This window comes from Pseudomonas sp. MD195_PC81_125, assembly GCF_014060985.1.
In the GTDB taxonomy this organism is placed as follows: domain Bacteria; phylum Pseudomonadota; class Gammaproteobacteria; order Pseudomonadales; family Pseudomonadaceae; genus Aquipseudomonas; species Aquipseudomonas parakoreensis.
In genome coordinates this window covers 1-16,231 of the sequence record NZ_JABULD010000683.1, presented here as the reverse complement: position 1 = coordinate 16,231, position 16,231 = coordinate 1, and the positions used below count along the sequence as shown (strand labels likewise).

General features: G+C 60.0%; 16 protein-coding genes and 3 pseudogenes. 7 read left to right on the top strand and 12 right to left on the bottom strand.

The genetic code is table 11. The features are described 5' to 3' along the window. Positions 1 to 93: 93 nt before the first annotated feature. The 5 genes from HT737_RS26855 to HT737_RS26835 all read right to left on the bottom strand — a co-directional run bounded on the left by HT737_RS26855 (position 94) and on the right by HT737_RS26835 (position 3,825). Positions 94 to 1,422 carry a deoxyguanosinetriphosphate triphosphohydrolase gene (locus HT737_RS26855; protein WP_003226741.1) on the bottom strand — a complete coding sequence of 443 codons (1,329 nt, stop codon included), beginning with the start codon at positions 1,420 to 1,422 and terminating at the stop codon, positions 94 to 96. Positions 1,423 to 1,498: 76 nt separating this feature from the next. Then, positions 1,499 to 2,662 (bottom strand): EAL domain-containing protein, encoded by a 1,164-nt coding sequence (locus HT737_RS26850; RefSeq protein ID WP_182404342.1) that lies wholly within the window; start codon positions 2,660 to 2,662, stop codon positions 1,499 to 1,501. Positions 2,663 to 2,786: 124 nt separating this feature from the next. Continuing rightward, positions 2,787 to 3,125, bottom strand: a complete 339-nt coding sequence (locus HT737_RS26845) for a hypothetical protein (RefSeq protein WP_041069615.1) — start codon at positions 3,123 to 3,125, stop codon at positions 2,787 to 2,789. After that, positions 3,122 to 3,508 (bottom strand): phage holin family protein, encoded by a 387-nt coding sequence (locus HT737_RS26840; RefSeq protein ID WP_041069617.1) that lies wholly within the window; start codon positions 3,506 to 3,508, stop codon positions 3,122 to 3,124. The genes HT737_RS26845 and HT737_RS26840 overlap by 4 nt, the downstream gene beginning before the upstream one ends. Positions 3,509 to 3,510: 2 nt before the next feature. Next, positions 3,511 to 3,825 (bottom strand): YqjD family protein, encoded by a 315-nt coding sequence (locus tag HT737_RS26835; protein ID WP_025113166.1) that lies wholly within the window; start codon positions 3,823 to 3,825, stop codon positions 3,511 to 3,513. A 305-nt stretch (positions 3,826 to 4,130) separates the two neighbouring features. Here HT737_RS26835 and HT737_RS26830 point away from each other — a divergent pair. Continuing rightward, positions 4,131 to 5,339 (top strand): annotated as a pseudogene (locus tag HT737_RS26830) (ammonium transporter). On the opposite strand, the gene HT737_RS26825 reads toward HT737_RS26830, so the two are convergent. After that, positions 5,336 to 7,048, bottom strand: a complete 1,713-nt coding sequence (locus HT737_RS26825) for a monovalent cation:proton antiporter-2 (CPA2) family protein (protein ID WP_182404341.1) — start codon at positions 7,046 to 7,048, stop codon at positions 5,336 to 5,338. The pseudogene HT737_RS26830 and the gene HT737_RS26825 sit on opposite strands and share 4 nt — an antisense overlap. 201 nt (positions 7,049 to 7,249) lie before the next feature. Here HT737_RS26825 and HT737_RS26820 point away from each other — a divergent pair, with 201 nt between their 5' ends. The 3 genes from HT737_RS26820 (at position 7,250) to HT737_RS26810 (ending at position 8,924) form a co-directional block, all read left to right on the top strand. Next, positions 7,250 to 7,486 (top strand): glutaredoxin family protein, encoded by a 237-nt coding sequence (locus HT737_RS26820; protein ID WP_182404340.1) that lies wholly within the window; start codon positions 7,250 to 7,252, stop codon positions 7,484 to 7,486. 148 nt (positions 7,487 to 7,634) lie between these two features. Next, positions 7,635 to 7,952, top strand: a complete 318-nt coding sequence (locus HT737_RS26815; protein WP_003226726.1) for a transcriptional regulator — start codon at positions 7,635 to 7,637, stop codon at positions 7,950 to 7,952. Positions 7,953 to 8,033: 81 nt separating this feature from the next. Continuing rightward, the gene (locus HT737_RS26810) at positions 8,034 to 8,924 is read left to right on the top strand and encodes a pseudouridine synthase (protein WP_047295420.1); all 891 of its coding nucleotides are present in this window, start codon (positions 8,034 to 8,036) and stop codon (positions 8,922 to 8,924) included. A gap of 76 nt (positions 8,925 to 9,000) precedes the next feature. Here the strand turns inward: HT737_RS26810 and HT737_RS26805 are convergent, their stop codons facing one another. Further along, positions 9,001 to 9,222 (bottom strand): YgdI/YgdR family lipoprotein, encoded by a 222-nt coding sequence (locus HT737_RS26805; protein WP_003226722.1) that lies wholly within the window; start codon positions 9,220 to 9,222, stop codon positions 9,001 to 9,003. A gap of 78 nt (positions 9,223 to 9,300) precedes the next feature. Further along, positions 9,301 to 9,903, bottom strand: coding sequence for a molybdenum cofactor guanylyltransferase MobA (gene mobA / locus HT737_RS26800; RefSeq protein WP_182404339.1), 603 nt, complete (start codon positions 9,901 to 9,903; stop codon positions 9,301 to 9,303). An 82-nt stretch (positions 9,904 to 9,985) separates the two neighbouring features. Between mobA and moaB the strand changes: the two genes are divergently transcribed. Beyond that, positions 9,986 to 10,525 (top strand): molybdenum cofactor biosynthesis protein B, encoded by a 540-nt coding sequence (moaB, locus tag HT737_RS26795; protein WP_047295416.1) that lies wholly within the window; start codon positions 9,986 to 9,988, stop codon positions 10,523 to 10,525. Further along, a pseudogene (glp, locus tag HT737_RS26790) lies at positions 10,509 to 11,736 on the top strand (gephyrin-like molybdotransferase Glp). Before moaB ends, glp begins: the two are co-directional and overlap by 17 nt. A gap of 73 nt (positions 11,737 to 11,809) precedes the next feature. Here glp and HT737_RS26785 read toward each other — a convergent pair. Beyond that, the gene (locus tag HT737_RS26785) at positions 11,810 to 12,118 is read right to left on the bottom strand and encodes a hypothetical protein (protein WP_179294967.1); all 309 of its coding nucleotides are present in this window, start codon (positions 12,116 to 12,118) and stop codon (positions 11,810 to 11,812) included. 320 nt (positions 12,119 to 12,438) lie between these two features. Here HT737_RS26785 and yegS point away from each other — a divergent pair. Beyond that, positions 12,439 to 13,357 (top strand): annotated as a pseudogene (yegS, locus tag HT737_RS26780) (lipid kinase YegS). On the opposite strand, the gene HT737_RS26775 reads toward yegS, so the two are convergent. From HT737_RS26775 to HT737_RS26765, 3 genes are all read right to left on the bottom strand, one after another. After that, positions 13,341 to 14,000 carry a response regulator transcription factor gene (locus tag HT737_RS26775; RefSeq protein WP_047295407.1) on the bottom strand — a complete coding sequence of 220 codons (660 nt, stop codon included), beginning with the start codon at positions 13,998 to 14,000 and terminating at the stop codon, positions 13,341 to 13,343. The pseudogene yegS and the gene HT737_RS26775 overlap by 17 nt on opposite strands. Then, positions 13,997 to 14,890 carry a sensor histidine kinase gene (locus HT737_RS26770; protein ID WP_047295405.1) on the bottom strand — a complete coding sequence of 298 codons (894 nt, stop codon included), beginning with the start codon at positions 14,888 to 14,890 and terminating at the stop codon, positions 13,997 to 13,999. The genes HT737_RS26775 and HT737_RS26770 overlap by 4 nt, the downstream gene beginning before the upstream one ends. Before the next feature lie 494 nt (positions 14,891 to 15,384). After that, the gene (locus tag HT737_RS26765; protein ID WP_182404338.1) at positions 15,385 to 15,855 is read right to left on the bottom strand and encodes a hypothetical protein; all 471 of its coding nucleotides are present in this window, start codon (positions 15,853 to 15,855) and stop codon (positions 15,385 to 15,387) included. Positions 15,856 to 16,231 lie beyond the last annotated feature (376 nt).

Below are 16,231 nucleotides of genomic sequence, written 5' to 3'. Positions count from 1 at the left end.
TGGAAGTCACAAATATCGCGAACCGTAGCGCCGGTTCAATGGACCACGCGCTCAACCGGGCAGTCATGGCGACCCGGTGAGCGCAGTGTTCTGTCAGTGGCTGGAACGTCCGGTCATTTCCAGCGCCATGTCGCTGGCGTAGCTGTCGGTCATCCCGGCGATGAAGTCGATCATGCGCAGAAACGAAGTGTGCAACGGGCCATGGGGATCCGGCGCATTGTTGCCCAGCAGATCGAGGATGCGTCGGCTTTTGAACGACGGCGTGCGTCCGCCATGTTGCTCCAGCGCGGCGCCGCAGAACGCGTTGAGGAGGATTTCCAGGGTGGTGTAGGCGCCGATTTCATGCAGCGTCTTGCGCTTGTCCTGAAAAATCTTCTTGCGCGCAATGTCCTTGGCGTTCAGCACGCAGCGTTTGGCCGGGCCGTGCATGTGTTCCACCAGGTCGCCGTGCAGAGTGCCTGCCAGCAATGCGTCCTGTTGTTCGACGAACGCCCTGGCGGCGGCGTTGGTCAAGTGCTCGATGGCCTTGCCGCGCAGGATCGCCAGTTTGCGTCGACGCGAATCCTGCGGGCCGAGCTGGCGATAGGTTTCCGGCAGATCGTCTCCCACCAGGCCGAGCAGCAGCGATTCAACCTCCGCGTACTCCAGCAGTTCCATTTCCAGGCCGTCTTCGAGGTCGATCAGTGCATAACAGATGTCGTCAGCCGCTTCCATCAGGTACACCAGCGGATGCCGCGCCCAGCGTTGGTCTTCCAGTTGTGGCAGGCCGAGCTTGTGGGCGATCTGCTCCAGCAGTGGCAGTTCGCTCTGATAGCAGCCGAACTTGTGTTTCTTGTAGCCCAGCGAGTCGGCGTGACGTGCGGTCCACGGATACTTCAGATACGTGCCGAGGGTGGCGTAAGTGAGGCGGGTGCCACCGTCGAACTGGTGATACTCAAGCTGAGTCAGCACCCGAAAGCCCTGCGCGTTGCCTTCGAAATTGAGGAAGTCACCGCGCTCCGCTTCGCTCATGCCGTCCAGCCAGCCGCGCCCGGCGGCTTGCTGGAACCAGTGACGAATGGCGTCTTCACCGGAGTGGCCGAATGGCGGGTTGCCGATGTCATGGGCCAGGCAGGCCGATTGTACGACCATGCCCAGATCGCTCGGGTCGCACCAGTCGGGCAGGGCGCTGCGCAAGGTTTCGCCGACGCGCATGCCCAGCGAGCGGCCGACGCAGCTGACTTCCAGCGAGTGGGTCAGACGGGTGTGGATATGGTCGTTACTCGATACCGGATGCACCTGGGTCTTGCGCCCCAGACGGCGGAAGGCGCCGGAGAAGATGATGCGGTCGTGGTCTTTGTGGAACGGGCTGCGGCCCAGCTCTTGCGGGCTGTGCAGCGGTTTTCCAAGGCGTTCGCGGTTGAGCAGGGTCTGCCAATCCAAGGCTGGTTCTCTCCGTCGGTGACTGGGATGACTGTTGCCCTAGCTTCCCGGTTCAGGCTCGCACCTGCAAGCGGAACTACAGGCCCGCGGCATCGATATCGATCAGCAGCAGGCGCTCGCCGTTATCGAAGAACTGCCCGGCGGTCAGGCAATACTGGTTACTCGTGGCGTCGCGGTAGGTGCTGGACAGCGTCAGGCGACGTTCCTCCCAGCCTTCGGCCAGCAAATGATAGAAGTACGGGCGCCATGACCAGTTGTGGCCCAGGTAGCGGTTATCGGCGACCCAGCCGTTGTTGCGCCATTCAAGGTTAGGCGTGAGTTGGGTGCCATGCCGGTCGCATTGGTAGAACCGCAGCAACCACGGAAAGGCTTCCAGTTGCGGCAGCGCACTGAGCGGTGCGTGGGCCTGAGCCCAGGCTTGGAGAATCGCCATCAGTTCGCTGAGTTGTTGGCGCATTTGCATAAGGCGTCCGCGTTCGGCCAGTTTCTGCCGCACGTAACGCTGGCGCAATTCAGCGAAGCGCTGCACGAAGGCATCCGTTGGATAGAGCGCCTCCTGCGCCCGGGCGAACAGGAAACCCTGAACGTAGCGCGAACCGCATTCCAGGGCGAAATTGAGCTGTGCCTCGGTTTCCACGCCTTCGGCAATGATCCAGCAGCCGGTCTTCTCGGCCATCTGCGCCAGTGCCTTGACCACATCACTGCTCGGCCCGCCGAGTGCGGCAGCCTGGAACAGGCGCATGTCGAGTTTGAGGATGTCCGGCTGCAGGGCCAGCACCCGATCGAGCTGCGAATAACCGGCGCCGAAATCATCAATCGCAATCCGCGCTCCCGCGTCGCGATAACGCGCCACCACTTCGGCCAGACGCTGACTGTTGCCGCCCAGCTCAGTGATCTCGAACACGATGCGTTGCGGGTCGACGTCGTGTCGCAACATTTGCTTGAGGCTGGGCAGCGGCTGTTCGGCGCGCAGGCGACTGATCCAGCGTGGCGACATGTTCAGGCTGAGAAACCACTCCGAGGGGGCTTCATGCAGTCGGCTCAGGGCGTTGTCGCGGATCTGTCGGTCGAGGCGGCGCAGGGCGATGGCGGGTGTGCGCGGGTCGGCGAACAATGGCCCGACCGAGACCAGTTGGCCATCGGACTGGCGCAGGCGACCCAATGCTTCGACGCCTGCAATGCGCCCAGTGGCGGTATCGATGAAAGGTTGAAAGCAGGCGAGCGGTTGCCCGTCGATCACGGGGCCTCCTTAGTCGTTCTTGTTCTGGGTGAACCCCGCCGACCGGGTAGGCGCGCGGGATTGAACCTCCGGGTAAAGAGGTTCATCCCGCGGATATTGCAAGAATGCAGCCAGATGCGCCGGTTCAGCGTTTGCCCGAGCTCTGCATCACCAGTCTGATCAGCGGCCCGAGGCTGGTGCCCAGACGTATCAGTCGGGTCAGACCGCCGACGCCCCCGCTTTTTGCGCCCTTGCCGGTGATAAACCCCAGCAGGGTCACAGCGGCCACGCCCCATAGCGGCGCGTGCTTGATGCCGAAACCTGCTTGCAGGTTTTGCGTCATCCCGCGCATGCGCTGCAAGGGTTGCAGCACTTGCCCGGCTTCATGGCGGATTTCCTGCCGGTGCATTTCCATACGCAGGCGGATCAGTGCCTTGCGCATTTCCCGGCGCGAGCTGTTGTGTGGCAGTTCAGGCAAGCTCATGGCAACAGGCGCTCCCGATCGTTGGCCAACTCTTCCAGCGTGCCGTGGAAGGGCGAGGATTCATCGAAGACGGCTGCTTTGAGGCGTAGCCCACAGAAAGCGGCGGCCAAGGTGTAGAACACGCACAGGCCGATGATTGCCGCCAGGCGATAAGTGTCCCAGAACACGATCAGCACCAGCGTCGACAGACCGACCAGCAACAGCAGGGCAAACACCAGTGCCAGGCCTGCGAACAGCAACAGGCTGACGGTGCGTGCTTTCTGCTCCTGCAACTCGATGCCGAACAGTTCGACATGGCTGTGCAGCAAGCCGAGAACAGCGGCGCCCAGACGCCGCGTGGAGGATGAGGTGCCCGACCCCAGGCCGGATTCGCCGATCGACATGATCAGCGCCGAGTGGCCAGCAGGCCAATCAGAAAGCCCACTCCGGCAGCAATGCCCACCGACTGCCAGGGATTGGCCGACACGTAGTCTTCGGTCGCGGTGACGGCGGCCTGACCGCGATCGCGCAGGGTGTCTTCGGTCAGCTTCAGGGTTTCACGGGCGCGCAACAGGCTGTCGTGGATCTGCTCACGCAGCTCATCGGCCTGATCGCCCGCCAGCGTCGCGGTGTGTTCGAGCAACCGCTCGGTGTCGGCGACCAGAGTCTGGAAGTCGTTCATCAGGATTTCTTGAGCGGTCTTTGCCTTGATGCTGGCCATGGGTGGATCTCCGTAAGTGACGTCTGAAGCGTTCGAGTATGAGCCTTGCGCGAAGGTTCAGTACAAATGACTGGTACAGCTTTTGCTATGTCCTGGTGCGTTCTGCCGCGGTCGTGCGCTGTTGGCGGGCGTACATGCAGCAAAACCTTAACTCAAATAATCCTGGTCCGTGTCAGGACACCGACCTTGTGCGCCAAAGCGGTTCACTGCAGCGTCACTGCGGTGCCTGGCCGGGCGCAACTTGGTGCATGAATTGTCCGCGCGAACCGCTTTGGTGCCTTTCTAGCCTTCAGGTCTGCCTCTTTATGGAAAATCTGCAAAGCGCTGTGGACACGCTGGTCCACAGCTCCAACACGTTGTTCATTCTGATCGGTGCGGTGATGGCTGGCGATGCACGCCGGTTTCGCCTTCCTTGAAGTCGGCACGGTGCGCCAGAAAAATCAGGTCAATGCACTGTCCAAGATCCTCAGTGACTTTGCCGTTTCGACGCTGGCCTATTTCTTTATAGGCTATTGGATCTCCTATGGGGTGACCTTCATGCAGCCGGCGGCGGTGCTGAGCGCGGATCACGGTTACGGTCTGGTGAAGTTTTTTCTTCCTGCTGACCTTTGCCGCGGCGATTCCGGCGATCATCTCCGGCGGGATTGCCGAGCGTGCGCGATTCGTTCCGCAGTTGTGTGCGACAGCGCTGATCGTGGCGTTCATCTACCCGTTTTTCGAGGGCATGGTCTGGAACGGCAACTACGGTCTGCAAGCCTGGCTGACGGCGCGCTTTGGCGCGGCGTTCCATGATTTCGCCGGTTCCGTGGTGGTGCACGCCATGGGCGGCTGGCTGGCACTGGCGGCGGTTTTGCTGCTCGGTCCGCGCAACGGGCGTTATCGCGATGGGCGTCTGGTGGCGTTCGCGCCGTCGAGCATTCCGTTTCTGGCGCTGGGTTCGTGGATTCTCATCGTCGGCTGGTTCGGCTTCAACGTGATGAGCGCGCAGACCTTGCAGGGCGTCAGCGGTCTGGTGGCGGTCAACTCGTTGATGGCCATGGTCGGCGGCACCGTGGCGGCACTGATCGCCGGGCGCAATGACCCGGGCTTCCTGCACAACGGCCCGCTGGCCGGGCTGGTAGCCGTCTGCGCCGGTTCCGACCTGATGCATCCGGTAGGCGCGCTGGTAACCGGCGCACTGGCCGGTGCCTTGTTCGTCTGGTGCTTTACCGCCGCACAAGTCAAATGGCGCATCGACGACGTGCTCGGCGTATGGCCGTTGCACGGTCTGTGCGGCGTGTGGGGCGGGATCGCCTGCGGCATCTTCGGCCAGACTGCGGCTGGGGGGGCTTGGCGGGGTCAGCCTGATCAGTCAGTTGATCGGCAGCGCGCTGGGTGTGCTGGTCGCACTGATCGGCGGATTCGCCGTCTACGGCGTGATCAAGGCCTTGCACGGCCTGCGCCTGAGTCAGGAACAAGAGTATTACGGCGCCGACCTGTCGCTGCACAAGATCGGCGCGGTGAGCCAGGACTAGGCTTCCTCGTCTTCCGCGCCGGGATAGAAGCCGTGCAGCAGACGATAGCGATCAATGCGCACCTGATCGATTTGCTCCTGCACCTTATGCGCCGGCAGGCCGAGCATGACCAAGGCGTGGGAGGCGAGCATCAGGCTCGACTCCAATAGCTCCGGCACCACTTCGCTGGCGCCGGCGGCTTTGAGTTCAGCCCATTGGCTGTCGTCGCGGGTGCGCACCAGAATCGGTATCCGCGCATTGAGCCGGCGCGCTTCCTTGAGAATTTGCAGGCTGACATCGCTCTGATCCACGGCGATCACCAGCAGCCGGGCGCGCAACAGTCCGACGGCGGTCAGCAGGTCGCCGCGCGCAGAATCGCCGTAATGCACCTCGCTTTCGCCGGCTGCGGCTTCCTGCACTCGCACCGGATCGTTATCCAGCGCGATATAGGGCTGATTGGCATTGCGCATGAAGCGGCCGATGGATTGACCGACACGGCCGTAACCACAGATCACCACGTGTTGATCCAGCCCGGCATTGAGGGCGCTGATTTCCTCGATTTGCGCCTCCTGGTTCGGCTTGCGGTGCAGGCGCGCGGCCATTTGCGGCGCGGCGCGCAATAGCAGAGGTGTCAGCAGCATCGAGCAGAAGGTTGCCGCCAGCAGCAGGGCGCCCAGCTCGGCAGGCAGCATCTGGTTTTGTTGCATTTGCGCCATTAAGGCGAAGCAGAATTCCCCACCCTGCGCCAGGGCCAGGCCGCTGCGCCAGGCGGTTTCGTGATCACTGCCGCGCCATTTCACCAAGAGCGCGACGACCGTGCCCTTGATCAGCATCAGGCCGAGGGTCAGGCCGAGAATCAACACACTGTGACTGACGAACAGTTGCAGGTCGATCAGCATGCCGATACTGACGAAAAACACCCCGAGCAGAATGTCGCGAAACGGCCGGATGTCGGCCTCGATCTGATGGCGGTAGTGGCTCTCGCCGAGCAGCATCCCGGCCAGAAATGCGCCAAGGGCAGGGGACAGGCCGAGCAGGTGCGTCAGCCATGCGGTCAACAGCACAATCACCAGCGCCAGCAGCACGAACAATTCCGCCGAACGCGAGGCCGCCACTTCATGAAACAGCCGTGGCAGCAACCAGCGGCTGGCCAGCAACAGACCGAAAAACAGCACCACGGTCTTCACCAATGTCAGGGGCAAGGCCCAGTACCAGGCTTGCGCGCTGCTTCCGGCGAACACTGGCACCAGGGTCAGCAACAACACCGCTACCACGTCCTGAAACAGCAAGACCCCGACTGCGTTCTGCCCGTGACTGCTGAACACTTCGCCCAGGCTACCCAATTCCTTGGTGACAATCGCCGTCGACGACAACGACAGCCCGGCGCCGAGCAACAGGGCCGGCGCCAACGGCATGCCCAACAGGATCAGCACCAGCCCGAGCAATCCGGTGCTGAGCACTACCTGCTGGCTGCCCAGGCGGAACACCACCTGGCGCAGCGCGATCATCTTCGACAGGGAAAACTCCAGGCCCAGCGAGAACAGCAGAAACACCACCCCCAGTTCGGCCACGTCCGGCAGATGTTCGCTCTCGTTGACCCAGTTGAAAGCAGTCGGTCCCACCATCAGGCCCACGCAGAGATAGCCCAGCACCGGCGGCAAGCGCAGGCGGCGGAACAGGGCAATCATCACCAGGGATGAGGCGAGGATGATCAACAGGTTGGCAAACACAAGGCACTCCGATGTCAGGCTCAGGCTTCTCAAGCGTAGAGGCAAAAAGCGCGGGAGCATCGCCTGATTGGCTTTTCCGAGGACTGATTTGCATCAGGGTTTTGCTTGTTTGCTGCGGTGCGCCGGCCATCTGGCAGCGCTGGCTCGACGGGTTTTCGAGGCGGGCCTAAAATGAATGCTCATTTTTTCGGTTGAGCGATCATGCCTCCTGAATGTCAGTTGTTCGGCACCTTGGGATGCCATCTGTGCGAGGTGGCAGAAGCCGAGTTGATGCCGTTTGTCGAGCACGGTTTGCTGGTGGAACTGGTGGATATTGCAGAGGATCAATCCTGGTATGAGTCTTACAGCCTGCGGATCCCTGTATTGCGCCGAGTGGATACTGGTGCAGAACTGAATTGGCCGTTCAGTGCCGATCAGGTGGTGGCATTCCTGCGCTGAGCGATTTGTCATCCGCTGGTCGCGAGCGACCATCGTCGCGTTGGCACTCTGCGGATTATTCGTTTACTGTATGCGCATACAGTAATTGGGTTGACCTGCTGCTTGTGAAGTCTTGAGCAGGTGAATCCGGCAGTCAGAGGGACGAACCGTGGTCAATGTCGAACAGTTGAAGAACAGCGTGAACCGGATGTCGGTTGACGTGGTGCGCGAGGCGGTCCTCGAGTTGCGCCTGGACGGGCTGGTCACGGAGGGCAAGACGCCATTCAACAAACTGCATTTCAACACCTGCTTTGCCGAGATCGAAGCGTTGTTCCAGCGTGCCGGTTATCACAAACAACTGGATGTGGTCGGTTATCAGGGGTTGTTGTACGCCTTGTATGACCCGGGACGCTGGGAGGCGGTCGATGTGTTGCGCTGGCTCAAGGAGTTCACCGAGGCGGCGGCACTCAAGTCGATTCCGGCCTGAGGCGGGCCGCGGATTCCGCACTAGGTTCGTTTCGCTCAGTGTTGGATAATGCCGGCCTGCATTGAGGGTTCGAATTTCCGTATGTCCACACCAACGTTTTCTGCTGCGCAGAATCAGGCCAGCACCCTTTACCTTCCTCCGGGGCCCTGGGCGACCGTCCTTGATTGCCTGTGTGAGCATTTCAGGGCGATCAGTCGCGAGCAATGGCTGGACCGGATTGTCCGGGGCCGGGTGCTGGACGGTCAGGGTCAGCCGATTGCGCTGGATCTGCCGTACAAGGAAGGGCTGCGCATTCACTACTTCCGTGAAGTGCCGGATGAAAAGCCGATTCCGGTGGTCGAGTCGATCCTCTATGCGGACGAGCATCTGGTAGTGGCGGACAAACCGCATTTTCTGCCAGTCACGCCCGCCGGTGAGTATGTCGAGCAGACGTTGCTGCGTCGTCTGATCCGCCGCCTCGATAACCCGCATCTGGTGCCATTGCACCGCATCGACCGGCACACCGCCGGGCTGGTGATCTTCTCGGCCAACCCACAAACCCGCTCGGCTTATCAGTCGCTGTTTCCGACCCGGCAGATCGATAAACGCTATGAGGCGATTGCCCGTGCGCTGCCGGAGCTGGAGTTTCCCCTGGTGCACAAAAGTCGCTTGATCGACGGCGAACCGTTCTTCCGCATGCAGGAAGGCCCGGGTCTGGCGAACACTGAAACGGCGGTGGAGGTCCGGGAAAAGAACGGTGATCTGTGGCGTTACGGCCTGTATCCGGTGACCGGCAAGAAGCATCAGTTGCGCGTGCACATGACTGCGCTGGGCGCGAGTATCTGCAACGATCCGTTTTATCCGCAGGTGTTGAAGGACGTTGAGGATGACTACGCCAATCCGCTCAAACTGCTGGCGCAGGGGCTGCGGTTTGTCGACCCGGTCACCGGTGAGAAGCGCGAGTTCGAGAGCCAGATCACCCTGCAGTGGTGACACCATTTACTTTTACGTACCCATGAAAAAGCCCGCATCAATGCGGGCTTTTCTGTATCCGGTGTCGACGTAAAGATTACAGCTCTTTAACGGTACGAACCTGATCCTTGTTGATGCGGGTCTCTTTGCCGTCCAGCTGCTTGAACTCGTAGAAGCCCGAATCTTCGTCATATTTCGGGGTGTCGACGGCCTGGATTTCGCGACCGTCATTCAAGGTGATCACTGTTGGCGACGAGCAACCAGCGAGCGTTGCCAGGCCCAGTGCGAGCATGAAAGTGGCGAGGGTCCGTTGAGTCATGAGTGTGTCTCCGAATGGGAATACTTTTGGTTACTGAGCTTGAGACGTATACAAGGCGTGAGAGTTCCTTGAATGCTGTCAGTCTGACACAGTGTTATGCGCATTTAACAGTTCGGGGGTATTCAGGTTGGCCAGTCGCGGGTCGTTGTCCGGGCATTGCAGGGCCGCTGCGCCGAGGCTGCGCATGACCCGGCCGGGGCTGCGTTCTCCGGCGTTCCAGGCGTTTTTGAATGCGGGCAACAGGGCCACCGGAATCACGCACAGCAGGGGCTCCCAATGGTCGTCATGGCGCAACATTAAAGGTTTGTCAGGAAACTGGCCGGCAGTTGCACGCATGTCGCGCAGCAGCGCTGCGTCGATGCGCGGCACATCGCAGGGCAAGACCAGCAGATGGGGCAAACGCGCAACTTCAAGCCCCGCGAGGATGCCGGCCAAGGGGCCTGGAAAGTCGTCTTCTTCATCACTCACCAGTTGGTCGGCGTAGGCAGCATAACGCTCGCGATTGCGATTGCAGGAGATGATCAGATCGTCAGTCAGCGGTCGTACCTTGCGCTGCAAATGCGCAATCAGCGGTTCACCCTGCCATTCCACCAACCCTTTGTCCTGGCCGCCCATGCGCTGGCCGCGTCCGCCTGCCAAGAGCAGAATGGAGCAGGGGAGCAATGGCGTATTCGGGATCATGGCAGCTCTCCAGCAGGGCGGCGAAAGAATCAAGCGCTGTGATATAACACCGGGCTGATTCTCCTACAACTGGACGAGCCTAATGAAAGCCAAGGCCGATGTACCTTTTGCACCGCTGAATATTGCGGTGCTGACTGTCAGCGATACCCGAACCCTGGACACCGACACCTCAGGCCAGGTCTTTGTCGACCGCCTGACTGCTGCCGGGCACCGTCTGGCCGAACGGGTCCTGCTCAAAGATGACCTGTACAAGATCCGCGCGCAAGTTGCCCACTGGATTGCCGAGGACGTGGTGCAGGTTGTATTGATTACCGGCGGCACCGGCTTCACCGGGCGTGACAGCACGCCTGAAGCCGTGGCTTGTCTGCTCGACAAGCAGGTTGACGGGTTTGGTGAGCTGTTCCGACAGATTTCGGTGGCTGATATCGGTACGTCAACCGTGCAATCGCGGGCACTGGCCGGTCTGGCCAATGGCACGCTGGTATGTTGCCTGCCAGGTTCGACCAATGCGGTGCGCACCGGGTGGGACGGCATTCTCGCCGAACAGCTGGATTCGCGGCATCGGCCGTGCAACTTCGTTCCTCACCTCAAACAGGCGGCGCCTTGTGAATCCCGTGGGTAAGCCGGGCAAGACCGGCAGCCTGATGCCCGTCGAGGAAGCGCTGGCTCGCCTGCTGCAAATGGCCGAGGCCACGCCGATTGTCGAGCGCGAGTTTTTGCCATTGGCGCAGGTCGAGGGGCGAGTGCTGGCCGAAGACCTGGTTTCGACGCTGGACCTGCCGCCTTGGCCAAACAGCGCCATGGATGGTTATGCCTTGAGGCTGGCGGATTGGACCGGCACACCGCTGCCGGTCAGCCAGAAAGTTTTCGCCGGTCAAGCGCCTGCCGCCTTGACGCCCGGCACCTGCGCGCGGATCTTCACCGGTGCGCCGGTGCCTGCTGGTGCCGACTGTGTGGAAATGCAGGAGAACGCCGAAGTCCAAGCCGACGGCAGTGTGCGCTTCGTCGAAATCATGAGCCTCGGCCAGAACATTCGTCCGCAAGGCCAGGAAACCACCGTGGGTGAGTTGATCCTGGCGGCAGGCACAAGGCTGGGACCGATCGAGCAAGGTCTCGCGGCATCGCTGGGATGTGACGGGCTGAATGTGGTACGCAAGGTCCGAGTGGCGGTGCTGTCCACCGGCGATGAACTGGTTGAGCCGGGCCAGCCGTTGGGGCCGGGGCAGATTTACAACAGTAATCGGGTGGTGTTGTGCAGTTGGTTGCAGCGATTGGGCTGTGAGGTGATCGATGCGGGCATTCTGCCGGACGATCTGGACACCACCCGAGCGCGGCTGGGGCGACTTGCAGGGTGTCGACCTGATTCTTTCAACCGGCGGGGTTTCGGTCGGGGAAGCAGATTTTCTGGGTGTTGCATTGAGGGAAGAGGGCGAGCTGGCACTGTGGAAACTGGCAATCAAGCCAGGAAAGCCGCTGACGTTCGGCCATTTTCGCAACGTGCCAGTGATTGGCCTGCCCGGTAACCCCGCTTCGACGCTGGTGACGTTTGCCTTGCTGACGCGACCTTACTTGCTGCGGCGTCAAGGTGTAAGAGCCGTTGTGCCGTTGAAGTTCAAGGTGCCAGCCGGTTTCGTCTGGCCTGTGGCCGGCCATCGGCGTGAATACCTGCGTGGTCGACTCGAGCAAGGACGGGCCATTATTTATCGTAACCAAAGCTCTGGTGTGTTGCGCAGTGCTGCCTGGGCGGATGGGCTGGTAGAAGTGCTGGAGGGTCGTACGCTCGTAGAAGGTGATGAAGTCGGGTTCATTCCCCTGAGCGACCTGCTCGACTGACTCTGATCTTCGCTGAGCCTGCCCTTGCAACTGCAGGCTCTTCGCCTGAAAGCGTCGAGCCTGCATTCCCCGGTCATTGGCTCATCAGTGTGACCAACTGATCGAAGCGGCTGTTGGCAACCCAACCCAACAGTCCCATTATCACTGCCGTTGCACCTGCCGAATAGGCGAGGCGGTGCTTGATTGTTCTTACATCTGCGCGGACTTCATCCATATCCCGGCGTATGTACTTGAGATGGGTTTCCAGTTCGGTCACGCGCGGTTCCATTTGTGCTTCTCCAGCGGTTCTGGCGCTCTTTTTGAAATCGGATTTGTGACTGCTGCGACTTTCGTTGAGAGGGGCAATCGGACGGGTTGAAACTCTGGCTTCATGGCTGGACATGGACATATCCGTCGGCTGTTTTCACTGTCAGCGCGCTGGCCTTTCCGTCATTCGAACTGTCACCAGTTCCGAGGGGGTATCCACTCATTCCCTGCACATCCTTGTGTTGTTAAAAAACGAAAATTGATACTGCCTGCACAAGGTGTATCAAGGATCGAGTCCGGTCAATTGAGCCGATTCCTTACCTGTTGTAAGAAAAAATACCGCTGTGTAGGACGTGACAGGCCGGGCGCTTGAATTAAATGGTGCTCCGATGGCTTTTTTGCCTGTGCCGGTGGTCAAGATGTTTTATACCGATTCAATTGTGGGGAGTGACCGTTATGAGTGAACGCAGGGCGCTGTTGATTCTGCATGGCAAGCAGGCACTCAATGAGGCGGTTCGCGCCGCTGTCGAAGCAAAACGCAAGCAGGGCTGGGAGTTGGCAGTACGCCTGACCTGGGAGGCCGGTGACGCTCAGCGTCTGGTCGCGGAAGCACTGGCGAGTGGCTATCGGACGATCATCGCCGGAGGCGGAGATGGCACGTTGCGCGATATCGCTGAAGCGCTTGCCGCGCATCCGGACGAGGCCAGTCTGGTGCTGTTGCCGCTAGGAACGGCTAACGATTTTTCTCGCGCGGCGGGGATCCCGCTGGAGCCGGCCGAAGCACTGGAAATGCTGGACGTGCCACCGCGCAAGATTGACCTGGGCGAAGTCGGTGGGCAGATTTTCCTGAACATGGCGACGGGTGGTTTTGGTAGCCAGGTCACGGCCAATACCTCTGAAGATCTGAAAAAAAGTGCTCGGCGGGGCGGCCTATCTGTTCACCGGTTTATCGCGTTTCAGTGAGTTGCACGCAGCCTACGGCGAACTGCAGGGACCGGACTTTCACTGGCGTGGCGAGCTGCTGGCGCTGGGAATCGGCAATGGCCGTCAGGCGGGTGGCGGACATGAATTGTGTCCGCAGGCACTGGCGGATGATGGCCTGTTGGACATCAGCATTTTGCCGGCACCGCAGGAGTTGGTCGGTACGCTTAAGACCCTGCTAAGTGACGGCTTCGGCCTCGACAATATGTTTGTCCGGGCCCGTCTGCCCTGGGTCGAAATCAAGGTCGCCGAGAGCTTGAGCATCAATCTTGACGGTGAGCCGCTGGAGGGCGACAGCCTGCGCTTCGAGGCGCGGCCTGCGGCCTTGCGGGTGCATTTGCCCGAGCATTCGCCGCTGTTGGGCGGTGCCGGGTCGATCAGTCGTCAAGACTGATGATCTGTTCGCGCACGGCGAACAGGACCAGACCCGCCACGTCGTAGATCTGCAGGCGTTTCATGATCTGCGAGCGGTGGGTTTCGACGGTCTTGATGCTCAGGCCCAAGCCGTTGGCGATCTCCCGAGTGGATTTGCCGCGCACGATCAATCGCAGGATTTCCAGTTGACGGGCTGTCAGGTTGTGCGAATCGGCGACTTCCGGCGGGTTTTTCTGCGTACGGGTCAGGGCCTGGTTGATCACGGTGTGGGCGATCGCCGGGCTCAGGTAACGTTCGTTGTTACGCAGGGCTTCGAGGGCATGTTCAAGTTCGGTGGCTGTGGTGTCCTTGAGCAAATAACCATGCGCCCCGGATTCCAGTGCCTGCATGATCAGCGCCGGATCGGTGTGCATCGACAAAATCAGCACTTTGCTCTGGGGCCGCACCCGCTTGAGCCGTTGCAGGGCTTCAAGGCCACCGGTTTCCTTCATCGAGATATCCAGCAACACGATATCGGGCGCCAGATGCTCGACCATTTCAAGCAACTGCGAGCCATCGCTGGCTTCGCCAACGACGGCGTAACCGGGAATGTCGAGCACCAGAGCGCGCACGCCGGCCCTGATCAGCGAGTGGTCATCCACCAGAAGTAAGTTACAAGTCAACGCATAACCTTATTCGTACTGGCCCGCTCGAGTGCACGGGGCGCCCAGGGGAATAGTGCTTCGATTTGAGTGCCTTTGCCCGGCTCGCTGATGACGTTCAGCGTGCCGCCCAATTGTTCGATCCTTTCGGCCATCCCGGCCATTCCGCGCTGTCCTTCCCGACCCGGATCCGCAGCAGGCGCGAAGCCTTGGCCATCGTCGCTGATCAACAACGTCAGCCCTTGTGGCAGGCGCTGCACACGGATCAACAGGTTGCTGGCCTGCGCGTGGCGCAGAATGTTGGTCACCGCTTCCTGGGTGATGCGAAAGGCGGCGACCGCCATTTCTTCCGGAATGCCGTTGAGTCGCTGCTGGCAATCGAGGCTCCAGTGCACCGGTGTGTTGGCCAGAGTCTTGAGCAAGTGCGCACGCAGGCTGGCTTCCAGTCCGAGGCTGGTCAGCTGGCGCGGGTTGAGAATGGCCGAGACGTCGCGCACCTTGTTGAGGGTTTCTTCGAGGGTGTCGCAGAGCGTCGAGCATTGCTCTTGCAAGTCGCTTGGCAAACGTCTTTTGAGCCATTCACTTTGCAGTTTGGCGGCCGTCAGTAACTGACCGATGTCGTCATGCAGTTCACGGCTGAGGCGGTGTCTTTCGTTTTCCTGGACTTCCAGCAAGCGGTCGGCGAGTTCCTGGGGCTGGAACTTGATCGATTTGCGCGACAGCCGATATTGCACCCAGACACAAGCAGTGGCGGCCATGTTCAACAGCAGCAGTCCCAGCGAAAGCGGTGCAGACAAACCGTAGGTCAGCAGGCAGCCGGCGGTGGCAGTGACACACAATATGAGTGTGAACCGGCGTGCATTTTCCCGGGACGGTGGCCATGTGGTGATTGACTTGAGGCTGGCGTACATATCGGATGGAGCCAATGGATATTCGCTGCGGGCAGACCGGCCGTTGGCTGGCGGGTCTCTGTCTGAAAATGCTGTCAATTACATTATTGATTTGAACGAGGTTCAGTGAACGCTGTTTGACCGCCAACTGCGTTGGGGAGGACTGTCACTGAATCACTTTGCCATTAATTGATAGCAACTAACGGGCGGCATAATACCACTTAAGATACCGTTGGTCGCGTTTGCCATATATGTCCAAAGGGTCAGGAAAGTCGCCATGTTGGACGTGAGTTCCATAATGGAAAAAAGTCACCTTATTATGCTGGATAGATATCCCGTGGCGCTTGAAGTTGATCGTTACACGGACACAGGCAAACCCTGAGGCGCGGGAAAATTTCTGCGGGTGTCAGGTGTGATTATTTAATTCGAATTGTCGCTGGCGGGCATGAACTATTCATTTGCGACATTCAGCGATTCGGTTCTACAGCCTCGATGTGCGCATTAACCGATGCGAATCAGGCCTGGCGCTCGGAATAAGACAAGAGCGGCATTGGCCGGGGCGAAAGCGAAGGCTGAAACTGGTGTTGACCGACCTGGAACGCAAAGGCTTCGATCAGCGAGGTCTGCTCGCTGCTATCCAGGCTCAGTTGCCCGGTATTGTGATCGACCAGTTCAATCTGCCAGGCCATCAGGGTGAAACAGTCCTGAAGCGCATTCAGTGCCTGAGCGTGCAGATCGATAGAGTCCGGGGCATGATCGAGCAAGCTGTGAATGTGCAGGGAAAACTCGGAAATCGCTTCCAGTGCCAACGCTTCTGCACGGCTCGCCAGCTTGAGCAGGGTGCTGCGCATGCAGTCGATCGCATCCTTGTCGTTGCTGATCAATTGCAGGTGGCTCAGGCATTCTTCCGACTTGGCCAGGAGTGTTTCCGCTTCGACGAGAAATTCGGGAAAGCGTTGTGCCCAGTCTTTACGGTCGATTGGCATGCTTATCTCCACAGCGTCATGTCTGATGAGGGAATGCCGTGTGTGTCGACGATCATGAACCGTCGGGAGATCGCGCCCCGCCGTGCAAGTGCACTGGCTGAGGTTTTCCAGAGGGTGGGTTTCCACTGACCTGCGATCGCACACAATAGCCTGACTCCGTTCATGCAATGAGAATGGCGTCACATTAATGGCTATTGGATATTGCGAACATCAGGTTGGGCCTGATTGTTACTAGGGGATTCCCTTACACGCGGGAACCTGTGGCGCAAACTGTGGTCGCGCCAGAAGAGAATGTAGCAGATGAAAACGCCGGGCCAGTAAACCATGATGTTAATGTGACATCAATGCCTGCGTGTGGCATTTTTGATGGTGATTT